The organism is Bradyrhizobium sp. SZCCHNR1098 (assembly GCF_032489375.1).
Lineage (GTDB): Bacteria > Pseudomonadota > Alphaproteobacteria > Rhizobiales > Xanthobacteraceae > Bradyrhizobium.
In genome coordinates this window covers 1-12,622 of record NZ_JAUEXY010000003.1, presented here as the reverse complement: position 1 = coordinate 12,622, position 12,622 = coordinate 1, and the positions used below count along the sequence as shown (strand labels likewise).

Annotated in this window: 10 protein-coding genes; all 10 read left to right on the top strand. The window is 65.9% G+C overall.

The genetic code is table 11. The features are described from left to right. Positions 1–495 precede the first annotated feature (495 nt). Positions 496–2,091, top strand: coding sequence for an ABC transporter substrate-binding protein (locus tag QX135_RS08215; RefSeq protein WP_315737203.1), 1,596 nt, complete (start codon positions 496–498; stop codon positions 2,089–2,091). Between the two features lie 108 nt (positions 2,092–2,199). Next, positions 2,200–3,180: an ABC transporter permease gene (locus QX135_RS08210; RefSeq protein WP_315737202.1), complete on the top strand. Its 981-nt coding sequence runs from the start codon at positions 2,200–2,202 to the stop codon at positions 3,178–3,180. Positions 3,181–3,182: 2 nt separating this feature from the next. Then, complete coding sequence (locus QX135_RS08205) at positions 3,183–4,148, top strand: ABC transporter permease (protein ID WP_315737201.1); 966 nt, start codon at positions 3,183–3,185, stop codon at positions 4,146–4,148. Between the two features lie 34 nt (positions 4,149–4,182). Next, entirely contained in the window at positions 4,183–5,166 is a 984-nt protein-coding gene (locus QX135_RS08200; protein ID WP_316176682.1) for an ABC transporter ATP-binding protein, read from the top strand. Continuing rightward, positions 5,163–6,158, top strand: coding sequence for an oligopeptide/dipeptide ABC transporter ATP-binding protein (locus QX135_RS08195; RefSeq protein WP_315776423.1), 996 nt, complete (start codon positions 5,163–5,165; stop codon positions 6,156–6,158). The genes QX135_RS08200 and QX135_RS08195 overlap by 4 nt, the downstream gene beginning before the upstream one ends. Positions 6,159–6,305: 147 nt before the next feature. Then, positions 6,306–8,108, top strand: coding sequence for a gamma-glutamyltransferase family protein (locus QX135_RS08190; RefSeq protein WP_316176683.1), 1,803 nt, complete (start codon positions 6,306–6,308; stop codon positions 8,106–8,108). A 15-nt stretch (positions 8,109–8,123) separates the two neighbouring features. After that, positions 8,124–8,834 (top strand): DUF1028 domain-containing protein, encoded by a 711-nt coding sequence (locus QX135_RS08185; RefSeq protein WP_315737197.1) that lies wholly within the window; start codon positions 8,124–8,126, stop codon positions 8,832–8,834. A gap of 78 nt (positions 8,835–8,912) precedes the next feature. Next, positions 8,913–10,424 (top strand): ABC transporter substrate-binding protein, encoded by a 1,512-nt coding sequence (locus tag QX135_RS08180; RefSeq protein ID WP_316176684.1) that lies wholly within the window; start codon positions 8,913–8,915, stop codon positions 10,422–10,424. Positions 10,425–10,569: 145 nt separating this feature from the next. Next, positions 10,570–11,511, top strand: coding sequence for an ABC transporter permease (locus tag QX135_RS08175; protein ID WP_315776419.1), 942 nt, complete (start codon positions 10,570–10,572; stop codon positions 11,509–11,511). 64 nt (positions 11,512–11,575) lie between these two features. Beyond that, entirely contained in the window at positions 11,576–12,406 is an 831-nt protein-coding gene (locus QX135_RS08170) for an ABC transporter permease (RefSeq protein ID WP_316170688.1), read from the top strand. The last annotated feature ends 216 nt before the right edge of the window (positions 12,407–12,622 follow it).

The following is a 12,622-nucleotide window of genomic DNA, read 5'->3' as shown; positions in this document are numbered from 1 at the left end:
CGCCAGCCCCGGGCCGGGCTCCCTTCACCAGGAACGCCGATCCCGGACTCGCGGCAGGGGGTGTCCAGTATCACCGCGCCGCCCCCCTTCTAGCAAGCGGCGCCTTGCTGCAGGTGCGCAATTCCCGGGACATGGTCAATCCGGGAGCCTTCCGCCCATCCCGGACGCCGCCTCCCGCGTGCGCCGCACAGCGGCGGCGGGGGATAACCTTATCGTTTAGGCTTAAACAAACTGCACTTGTGTGCCGCCGCTGAACTCTGGCAACATATTCTGATCGATCTGCCGCGGGTCGTACGGCGCACCGCCAGGCCAGAGCCAACGGGATCAGTTCATTCCGGCGCGGCATCAGACTTGCAAGCATATCGCCCGGCGTCTTGTTGCTTCTTGAAGTTCGTGCAAGAGGCGCTGCAGAAATCACGAACTTCGAAGCAAGGCAGGCCGGACACAATCGCGCCTGCCGAGAAAACAAGCGTCAAACGCGGAGAATTTGAACATATGTCGGGACGCAAATCCCTGCTCATCGCGGCAGCGGTCGCATTCGGCCTCGCCGTCATGCCGGCCTCGGCCCAGACCCTGCGCTACGCCAACCAGGGCACCCTGAAGTCGCTCGATCCCTATACCTTCAAGGAATCGACCACGATTGCGCACCATGCCCACGTCTATGAGGGACTGACCGCGCGCGACAAGGACCTGAAGATCGTCCCCGCGCTGGCCGAGAGCTGGGAAACGCCCGAGCCGACCCGCTGGCGCTTCCATCTGCGCAAGGGCGTCAAGTTCCACAATGGCGAACCCTTCACCGCCGACGACGTGATCTTCTCCGCCGATCGCGTCCGCGCCACCGGCTCCAACTTCCTGTCCAACGTTCCGCCGGACGCAAAATTCATCAAGGTCGACGACTACACGGTCGACGTGAAGCTCGATGCCCCCAATCCCATCCTGATCTCGCAATGGGATACGTGGTACATCATGAGCAAGAAGTGGTGCGAGGACAACAACTCGGTCGCGCCGACGCCGGTGTCGGCAACCACGCCAAGCTACGCCGCGCTGCATGAGAACGGCACCGGCCCCTTCATCATCGAGAGCCATCAGCCCGGTGTGAAGACCGTGTTCAAGGTCAATCCGAACTGGTGGGGCAAGCCCGAGCACAATCTGAAGGAGATCGTGTTCACCACCATCGCCTCCGACGCCACGCGCGTCGCCGCGCTGCTGTCCGGCGAGGTCGACATCATCGAGCCGGTTCCGGTGCAGGACATCGGCCGCGTCGATTCGAGCCCGAACGCCCAGGTCCTGAAGGGGCCCGAGCTGCGCACGATCTTTCTCGGCATGGACGAGACCCGTGACGAGCTGCTCTACTCCAACGTCAAGGGCAAGAACCCGTTCAAGGACATCCGCGTCCGCGAGGCGTTCTACAAGGCCATCGACATCGAGCTGATCAAGACCCGCGTCATGCGCGGCCTGTCGACGCCGTCGGCGCTGATGATCGCGCCGCAGCTCTATGCGCTGTCGAAGGAGTTCACGCGGCCGAAATACGATCCCGACGCGGCCAAGAAGCTGCTGACGGAGGCCGGCTATCCCGACGGCTTCGAGGTCGGCATGGACTGCCCCAACGACCGCTACGTCAACGACGCCGCGATCTGCCAGGCCGTCGTCGGCATGCTCGCGCGCATCGGGGTCAAGGTGAACCTGAATGCGCAGCCCAAGGCGCAGTACTTCGCCAAGGTGCTGAAGCCCGGCGGCTACAACACCTCGTTCTTCCTGCTCGGCTGGACGCCGTCGTCGATGGACGCCCACAACGTGATGCACGACATCATGGGCTGCCGTGACGACGCCAAGGACGCCACCCGCGGCGAAGCCAATCTCGGCAATTACTGCAACAAGGAGTTCGACGCTCTGACCGACAAGGTCCTGGTCGAGACCGATACCGCCAAGCGCGATCAGTTGATCAAGCAGGCCTTCGAGATCGGCATTAAGGATTACGGCTACATCCCGCTGCATCAGCAGGCGGTGGCCTGGGGCGTCTCGAAGAAGGTGAAGATCCCGCTGCGCGCCGACAACGCCGTGCTGCTGTTCCTCGCCACCAAGACCGAGTAGTCCACACGCGACGACTAGTCCCGGAAAGCAGAACTGCTTTTCGGGACTTTTCATTTCCTGCGGCAAGTGCTACGCGCCGCCGCATCTCGAAGGATCTGAAAGGATCAGATGCTCGCCTTCGCGCTTCGCCGAGCAATTCAGGCCATCGGCGTCATGATCGCCGTCGGAATCATCGCGTTCGCCATGTTCCGTTTCGCCGGAGATCCGGTGAGCCAGATCGTGCCGATCGACGCGTCGGCCGCGGAACGGGCCAGCATCCGCCAGTCGCTCGGCCTCGACGATCCCTTCATCGTCCAGTTCGGCCGTTATCTGTTCGACGCGGCGCAGTTCAAGTTCGGCGTCTCCTATCAGTTCCGGCAGCCGGTTTCCGATCTGCTCAAGGAGCGCATGCCGGCCACGCTGGAGCTCGCGATCTGCGCGACGATCCTGGCGCTGTTCTTCGGCATCCTCATGGGCGTGTTCTCGGCGCTGCACCGCGACTCCCTGCTCGCCAAGCTGTTCCAGATGGTATCGCTGATCGGCATCTCCTTGCCGACCTTCCTGATCGGCATCCTCCTGATCTATCTGTTCTCGGTCACGCTGGGCTGGCTGCCGTCGTTCGGCCGCGGCGACACCGTCAGGCTCGGCTGGTGGACATCAGGCCTGTTCACCGTCTCAGGCTGGAAGGCGCTGATCATGCCCTCGATCACGCTCGGCCTGTTCCAGATGACCTTGATCATGCGGCTGGTCCGCGCCGAGATGCTCGAGGTGCTGCGCACCGACTACATCCGCTTCGCCCGCGCCCGTGGGCTGACCACGCGCGCGATTCATTTCGGCCACGCGCTGCGCAACACGCTGGTGCCGGTGATCACCGTGGTCGGCCTGCAGTTCGGCTCGGTGATCGCGTTCTCGATCATCACCGAGCAGGTGTTCCAATGGCCGGGAATGGGCCTGTTGTTCGTGCAGGCGGTGCAGAACGTCGACATTCCGATCATGGCGGCCTACCTGATGATGGTGTCGCTGATCTTCGTCACCATCAATCTCGTGGTTGATATCCTCTACACCGTGGTCGATCCGCGCCTGCGCGCGACCATCAGCCGGCCGGCCTGATCATGAGCGACGCAGCCCTTCCTCATCCCACTCCCGTCGAGACGCCGCGCGCCACCGACGGATGGCTGAAGCGTGCGCTTGCGAGCGACCTGTTCTATTCCTTCCGCCGCTCCAAGCTGACGGTCGCCGCGGCCGTGATCACGCTGTTGTTCTTCCTGCTGGCGATCTTCGCGCCGCTGCTGTCGCCGCAGAACCCGTTCGACCCGGCCCAATTGCAGCTGTTGAACTCGCGGATTTCGCCGCTATGGACCGCCGACGGACAGAGCCCGTTTTTGCTCGGCACCGACGAGCAGGGTCGCGACGTGCTCTCGGCCATCCTCTACGGCCTGCGGATCTCGCTCCTGGTCGGCATTCTCGGCGTCGCCTTTTCCGGCGCGCTTGGCATCGGCCTCGGCCTGATCGCGGGCTATTTCGGCGGCCGGGTCGACACCGTGATCATGCGCATCGCCGACGTCCAGCTCACCTTTCCGCCGATCCTGATCGCTCTGCTGGTCAACGGCATCGCCAAGTCGGTATCCGGCAACCGGCTGGACTGGCTCAGCATGCTGGTCGTGCTCGTGCTGGCGATCGGCCTCTCCTTCTGGGTGCAATATGCGCGCACGGTGCGGAGCTCAGTGCTGGTCGAGAAGAACAAGGACTACGTCGCCGCAGCTCAACTGATCGGCCTGCCCGCGCCGGTCATCATGCTGCGCCACGTGCTGCCCAACACCACCGGTCCCGTGCTGGTGATCGCCACCATCAACCTGGCGCTGGCGATCATCACCGAGGCGACCTTGTCGTTCCTCGGCTCGGGCATGCCCGAAACGATGCCCTCGCTCGGAACCCTGATCCGGATCGGCAACAACTATCTGTTCGCCGGCGAATGGTGGATCGTCGCCTTCCCCGGCATCGCTTTGGCCGGACTGATCCTCGCCATCAACCTGCTCGGCGACTGGCTGCGCGACGCCCTCAACCCGAAACTGCGATGACCCGCGTGATTGCGTCCTTCCGAGGCTTGAGCTCATGACCGCCCCCGTTCTGTCCGTGCGTAACCTGCAGGTCGAGTTCGCGACCCGGCGCGGCACCCTGCGCGCGATCGACGGCGTCTCCTACGACATCGCCAAGGGCGAGGTACTCGGCGTCGTCGGCGAATCCGGCGCCGGAAAGTCCGTCACCGGCCTTGCCGTGATCGGGCTGATCGATCCTCCCGGCCGCATCTCCGGCGGCGAGATCCTGCTCTCAGGATTGCGTGTCGACAACCTGCCACCGGAGGAGATGCGCAAGGTGCGCGGCAAGCGCATCGGCATGATCTTCCAGGATCCGCTGACCTCGCTCAATCCGCTGTATCGCGTCGGCGACCAGATCATCGAGACCATCAGGACCCATACCAACCTCACCGAGCAGCAGGCGCGCAAGCGAGCCATCGACCTGCTCGCTGAGGTCGGCATATCGGCGCCCGAGAAGCGCATCGACGGCTATCCGCACGAATTCTCCGGCGGCATGCGCCAGCGCGTCGTGATCGCGCTGGCGCTGTGCGCCGAGCCGGAGCTGATCATCGCCGACGAGCCGACCACCGCGCTCGACGTTTCCGTGCAGGCGCAGATCATCTCGCTGATCAAGCGGCTCGGCCGCGACCACGGCACCGCCGTGATGCTGGTGACCCACGACATGGGCGTGATCGCCGAGACCTGCGACCGCGTCGCGGTGATGTATGCCGGCCGCGTCGCCGAGATCGGCCCGGTGCAGGAGGTGATCCAGAACCCGCTGCACCCCTACGCCAAGGGCCTGATGGGTGCGATCCCGACGCTCGCGGGCGAGGAGAAGCGGCTGGTGCAGATCCCAGGCTCGATGCCGCGCCTGTCCGCGATCCCGCCCGGCTGCTCGTTCAATCCGCGCTGCAGCTTCGCCTTCGACCGCTGCCGCGTCGACCGGCCGGAGCCGCTGCGCCAGGGCACGCAGGCCGTCGCCTGTCACCTCTATGATCGCGCGACGGAGACCGCGGCATGACCGATTTCGTCGAGGTCAAGAACCTGCGCCGGGTGTTCGACGTCTCGAAACCCTGGCTCAACCGCGTGATCGAGCGTCAGCCGCAGGAGTTCCTGAAGGCGGTCGACGGCGTCAGCTTCGGGATCAGGAAGGGCGAGACCTTCGCGCTGGTCGGCGAATCCGGCTCGGGCAAGACCACGGTCGCGCGCATGGTGGTCGGGCTGCTGCCGCCGACGTCGGGCGAGGTGATCATCGACGGCGTGTCGATGAGCGATGCGCGCCAGGCCCAGGTGCGGCGCACGCTGCGCCGCCGCATCCAGATGGTGTTCCAGGATCCTTACGCGAGCCTCAATCCGCGCTTCCGCGTCGATAGCATCATCGCCGAGCCGATCCGCGCCTTTGACATCATCGAGGGTGAGCGCCAGATCAAGGACCGCGTCGGCGAGCTGCTGACCCTGGTCGGCCTGCATCCCGACGACGGCCAGAAGTTTCCGCACGAATTCTCCGGCGGGCAGCGCCAGCGTATCGCCATCGCGCGCGCGCTCGCCTCGGAGGCCGAGTTCATCGTCTGCGACGAGCCGACCTCGGCGCTCGACGTCTCCGTACAGGCGCAGATCCTCAATCTGATGCGCGACCTGCAGGACAAGTTCGGCCTGACCTATCTGTTCATCAGCCACAATCTCGCGGTCGTGCGCCACATGGCGAGCCGCATCGGCGTGATGTATCTCGGCCGCATCGTCGAGATCGCGGACGGCCGCACGCTGTTCAGCGATCCGCGCATGCCCTACACCAAGATGCTGCTCGGCGCGGTGCCGGACCTGTCGATGTCGGGCCGCCAGCGCATTCCGGTCAAGGGCGAGATCCCGAACCCGATCAACCCTCCTCCGGGCTGCACCTTCAACCCACGCTGTCCCCTCGCGTTCGATCTGTGCCGGCAGCAGGCGCCCGAGCTGATCGGCGGCGTTGCCTGCCATGCGGTGAACCAGCCGGCCGCGGCCGCTGTGCCGGCCTGAGTTGTGATGAGCGATGAGGCGAAATTTGAATGGATCGTCATTGCGAGGAGCGAAGCGACGAAGCAATCCAGGGCGTCATCCACGGTCCTGGATTGCTTCGCTTTCGCTCGCAATGACGGCGACTCGATAGGATAGGCAAAGCCGGCCATGAGCTTCATCAACCCCGATCCCTTCACGACCCGCCCCGAGATCGACGGCACCTTCGGCGTCGTCACCTCGACGCACTGGCTGGCCACCGCGGTGGGCATGGCGATGCTGGAGCGCGGCGGCAACGCCTTCGATGCCGGCGTCGCGGCGGCCTTCACCCTGCAGGTGGTGGAGCCGCATCTGAACGGTCCCGGCGGCGACGTGCCGATCATCCTGCACGACGTCAGACGCGGACGCACCGAGGTCATCTGCGGCCAGGGCCCGGCGCCATCAGGCGCCACCATTGCGCACTACAAGCGCGAGGGCCTCGACATGGTGCCCGGCACCGGCCTGCTCGCGGCCTGCGTGCCCGGCACCTTCGAGTCCTGGATGCTGCTGCTGCGCGACTATGGCACGATGCGGCTGCGCGACGTGCTGGAGCCGGCAATTTCCTACGCGCGCGACGGCTATCCGCTGGTCGAGCGCGTCTCCGCGACGATCCAGACCGTCGAGCAACTGTTCAAGACGCATTGGCCGACCTCGGCCGCGCTCTATCTGCCCAATGGCGAGGTACCCAGGCCAGGCACGCTGTTCACCAATCCACAGCTCGCGGAAACCTACGCGCGCATCCTGAGTGAAGGCGAAAGCGCGGGTGGTGATCGCGACGCGCAGATCGAGCGCGCGCGCAAGGCCTGGTCGCAGGGCTTCGTCGCCGAGGCGATCGACCGCTTCTGCCGGACGCAGGAAGTGATGGACGTCTCGGGTTCGCGCCACACGGGCGTGCTGACCGCCGACGACATGGCGCGCTGGCAGCCGACCATCGAGGCGCCGCTGACCTACGACTACGGCCGCTACACCGTGTGCAAGGCCGGCGTCTGGAGCCAGGGCCCGGTGCTGCTGCAGCAGCTCGCACTGCTCAAGGGATTTGCGCTCGACGGCCTCGATCCGACCGGACCCGACTTCATCCATTGGCAGATCGAAGCGGCGAAGCTTGCGTTCGCCGACCGCGAAGCGTTCTACGGCGATCCGAAGTTTGCCGACATCCCGATCGGCACGCTGCTGTCCGATGCCTACAACGACGAGCGGCGCAAGCTGATCACCGACAAGGCCTCGCTCGAGCTGCGTCCCGGCACGCTCGACGGCTACGGCGCCAAGGTCAAGCTGCGCGAGGCCCAAGGCCACCGCGAGGCCGTCGGCGCAATGGGCTCGGGCGAGCCGACCGTCGGCCGCTTCGGCGAGGTGCGCGGCGACACCGTGCATTTCGACATCATCGATTCCCAAGGCAACATGATCTCGGCGACGCCCTCCGGCGGCTGGCTCCAATCATCGCCGGTCATCCCCGAGCTCGGCTTCTGCCTGGGGACTCGCGCGCAGATGTTCTGGCTGGAGGAGGATCATCCAGCCGCGCTGGTGCCGGGCAAGCGGCCGCGCACCACGCTGTCGCCGACCATGGCGCTGCGCGACGGCGAGCCCTACGTCGCCTGGGGCTCGCCCGGCGGCGACCAGCAGGACCAGTGGAACACGCAGTTCTTCCTGCGCCACGTCCATGCCGGCATGAACCTGCAAGAGTCGATCGACGCGCCGGCGTGGCACTCCGAACACTTCCCGATCTCGTTCTGGCCGCGCACCGCGCGCCCCGGCGTGCTCGTGGTCGAGGGCCGCGTGCCCAAGGCGACCGTCGAGGAGCTGCGCCGCCGCGGCCATGTGGTCGAAGTCGGCCCCGACTGGTCGGAGGGCCGCCTCACCGCGGCCTCCCGCGTGGGCCGCCGCCGCCGCGCCGCGGCCAATCCGCGGGGCATGCAGGGTTACGCGGCCGGACGATAAGAGAGCGACGCGACGATGACCTGGTCGATCATTGCCAAGGACGATCTCACCGGCCAGATCGGCATCGCCGTCGCCACCCGCTTCTTCGCCGTCGGCGCGCGCGTGCCCTTCATCGTCGCCGGCCACGGCGGCATCGCCACCCAGGCGCTGGTCAATCCCTATTACGGCATCGACGGCGTCACGCTGCTGCGCGACGGCCGGCATCCGCGCGAGATCGTGCAACTGCTGACATCTGCCGATCCCGGCCGCGAGAGCCGCCAGCTCCACATCCTCGATCGCAACGGCCAGATTGCCGCCCACACCGGCCGCGACTGCATCGATTGGTGCGGCCATCTCGAAGGCCGGGGCTTTTCAATTGCCGGCAACATGCTGGCCGGCCCACAAGTGCTGAACGAGACCGCGAACGCCTTTCTCGCCAACAGCGCTCTGCCCCTCGCCCTGCGCCTGATCGCCGCCATGAAGGCCGGCGAGGCCGCCGGCGGCGACAAGCGCGGCAAACAGTCCGCTGCCCTCCTCGTCCACGGCAAGGAGGAATGGTCCGAGCTCGATCTGCGCGTCGACGATCACCCCGATCCGCTGGCAGAGCTCGAACGACTGGAGAGCGTCAGCCGCAAGCATTGGGCCGTATTCCGGCAGTTCATGCCGACGCGCGACAATCCTGCAGGGATCACGGATCGCGCCACGATTGATGCCGGCATCGCCGCCGCGCTCGCGAACCAGACATGACCAAGCCGGAAGCATGGCACGTGGTTGGTATTGATAGTGCAACAACGCAGGCTGCATTCGCGTGAGGGACATCGGATGATGAGGAACTGGTGCTTGGCCGCGGTCGCGGCCGTTGTCGTGGCCTCTTGGGGGCCGGTCGCGCAGGCGCAGACCACCTTGCGCATCGGCCTTGCCGAGGACCCCGACGTTCTCGATCCGACCATGGCCCGCACCTATGTTGGCCGCATCGTGTTCGCCGCGACCTGCGATAAGCTGTTCGACATCGACGAGAAGCTGAACATCGTACCGCAGCTGGCGCTGTCGCAGGGGACCTCGGCCGACGGCAAGGAGGTCATCATCAAGCTGCGGCCCGGCGTGAAGTTTCATGACGGCGAGCCGTTCGACGCCGAGGCCGCCAAATTCTCGCTCGACCGCCACCTCACCTTCCCCGGCTCGTTCCGCAAACCGGAGCTCGCCTCGGTCGATCACGTTGACGTCGTCGATCCCCTGACAATCAAGCTCGTCCTGAAGGCGCCGTTCTCGCCGCTGATCGCCCAGCTCACCGACCGCGCCGGCATGATGGTGTCGCCGAAGGCCGCGAAAGAGGCCGGCGACAAGTTCGGCCTGCATCCGGTGTGCGCCGGTCCGTACAAGTTCGTCGAACGTGTCCAGCAGGACAAGATCGTATTCGAGAAGTTCGCCGACTACTGGAACAAGGACAACGTCTTCATCGACAGGATCGTCTACCAGCCGATCGTCGATGCCACGGTGCGGCTGGCGAACCTGAAGTCCGGCGGACTCGACCTGATCGAGCGCGTGCTCGCCACCGACATCAAGGACGTGCGCGCCGATTCCAGGCTCGCGCTCTCGACGGCGATCGAGCTCGGCTATCAAGGCATCACGCTCAACATCGGCAAGGACAAGGCCAAGGGTCCGCTCAGCCAGTCCGCCAAGGTGCGGCAGGCGCTCGACCTCGCGATCGATCGTGAGGCGCTCAACCAAGTCGTCTTCAACGGCGAGTTCATGCCGGGTAACCAGTGGGTCAATCCCTCGCATCCCTACTATCAGAAGGCCTTCCCTGTCCGTGCTCGCGATGTCGAGAAGGCAAAGGCGCTGCTGAAGGAGGCCGGCGTCACGCCGCCTGTCGCGGTCGATTTCATGGTGCCGAAGGGCGCCGAGACCGAGGCCGCCGCCCAGGTCGTGCAGTCGATGGCTGCCGAGGCCGGCTTTGACCTGAAGATCCGGGTCACCGAGTTGGCGACCTCGCTGAAGCAGGCCGAGGCCGGCGACTATCAGGCCTTCATGCTGTCATGGAGCGGCCGCATCGATCCCGACGGCAACAGTTACGTGTTCCTGCACCGCAACGCGCCGCAGAACTACAGCGTCTGGGCCAACGCCGAGGCCGACAAGGCGCTCAGCGACGCGCGGCTCGTGACCGACATGGCCCAGCGCAAGGCGCTCTACGAGAAGCTGACGAAGCTCGAGATCGAGGACGAGCCGATCCTCTACCTCTATCACCGCCGTATCCTGATCGCGCACACCAAGAAGCTCGAAGGCTACAAGCAGATGCCGGACGGCCTGGTGCGCGTGGTCGGGCTGAAGCTGAAATGAGCGGTCGGGTGGCCTCTGTCCGCCGGGACGTGCAGCCGACGCGGCGAACTCCCTCTGCTCCCTCCCCCCTTGTGGGGGAGGGAACGCAGGAGGCGCGACCTGCATCTGACGGCCGACATCCTCAGCGCCGCAGGAAGAGCTGATCATGCTGACCTTCCTCGCACGCCGCCTCGGCCAGATCATCCCGACGCTGATCTTCGTCTCCATCCTCATCTTCTCGCTGCAGCAACTCCTGCCCGGCGACCCCGCGCTGGTGATGGCCGGCGAGGAGCGCGATCCGGCGGTGATCGAGCAGATCCGCAAGCAGTATCGCCTCGATCAGCCCCTGCCCGTTCAATACGGCTACTGGATCAAGGGCGTGCTCTCGGGCGATTTCGGCGAGTCGCTGCGCATCAAGATGCCGGTGCGCGATCTCATCCTGCAGAAACTGCCCGTGACGCTGCAGCTCGCCTCGATGGCGATCGTGATCGCGTTCCTGATCGGCATTCCCGCCGGCATCATTTCCGCCGTGAAGCGCGGGACGGCCTGGGACTATGCCGCCAACCTGTTTGCGCTGTGGGGCATCTCGACGCCGAACTTCTGGCTCGGCATCATGCTGATCTTCCTGTTCTCGATCCAGCTCGGCTGGCTCCCCGCCTCCGGTTACGTCTCGCCCGCCGAGGACTGGCGGGCCAGCCTCGCCGCCACCATCATGCCGGCCTTCGTGCTCGGCAATGCCATCGCCGCGATCCTGATGCGCCACACCCGCAGCGCGATGCTGCAGGTTCTGAGCAGCGACTACATCCGCACCGCGCGCGCCAAGGGCATCTCCGAACGCCAAGTCATCCTCGGCCATGCGCTGCGCAACGCCTTGACGCCGGTCATCACGCTGGGCGCGCTCGAGCTCGGCACGCTGTTGTCCGGTGCTGTGCTGACCGAGCAGATCTTCTCGATCCCCGGCTTCGGCAAGCTGATCGTCGATGCCGTGTTCAATCGCGACTACGCGGTGGTGCAGGGTGTCGTGCTGGTCACCGCCACCGTCTACATCATGCTGAACCTGATCGCAGATCTCGCCTATGTCCTCGTCAACCCGCGGCTGAGGAGCTGACATGGTCGAGACGACGCTGTCAGCTCCGCACGGAGCCCGCGCCCTCGCCCCGCTCGAACGGCCGATGCAGCGCACCCTGCGCCGCCTCGTCAAGCGCAAGGGTGCCATGGTCGGGCTCGGCCTGATCACGGTCTTCATCCTGCTCGCCGTCCTTGCGCCGCTGGTGGCGCCCGCCGATCCCATCAAGACGAGCTGGGCGCTGGTGCGCAAGGCACCGTCGGCGGCGCATTGGTTCGGCACCGACGATCTCGGCCGCGACGTGCTGGCCCGCGTCATCTACGGCGCGCGGGCCTCGCTGCTGGCCGGTGCGATCTCGGTCACCATTGCGTTGGCGATCGGCGTCCCCATCGGCATGCTCGCAGGCTATCGCGGCGGCTTCATCGATGCCCTGATCAGCCGCATCACCGACGCGATGCTGGCCTGCCCGTTCCTGATCCTGGCGATCGCGCTGGCGGCGTTCCTGGGGCCGAGCCTCGGCAATGCCATGATCGCGATCGGCGTCTCGGCGACGCCGATCTTCGTCCGGCTGACCCGCGGCGAGGTGATGAGCGTCAAGGTCGAGGAATATGTCGAAGCCGCGCGCAGCGTCGGCGACACCGACCTGCAGATCGCGGTCAGGCACATCCTGCCGAACATCATGCCGGCGCTGCTGGTGCAGGCGACCTTGTCGGTCGCCGCCGCCATCATCGCCGAGGCCGCGCTCTCGTTCCTGGGGTTGGGCCAGCAGCCGCCGGCGCCGTCCTGGGGCAGCATGCTCAACGCCGCCCAGCGCTTCCTCACCAACGCGCCATGGATGGCGATCTGGCCGGGGCTTGCGATCTTCCTCGTCGTGCTGTCGCTCAACCTCCTCGGCGACGGCCTGCGCGACGCGCTCGATCCGCAGCAGGAGCAGTGAGCCATCTCGCTTAGGAGCAAGCCGTAGGCCATCGCCGGCGCTTCATCCTCCGCTGTCGTCCCGGCCTTGAGCCGGGACCCATAGCCACAGGCCGTGGTTTGAGGCACGCGCGGAGTGACCCTCTCGCACAACAACGACCGCCGGTGGCTATGGGTCCCGGCGTTCGCCGGGACGACAGCGGGGGGCGTCGAGAGACCGCCCCAAACAAAACGGCGG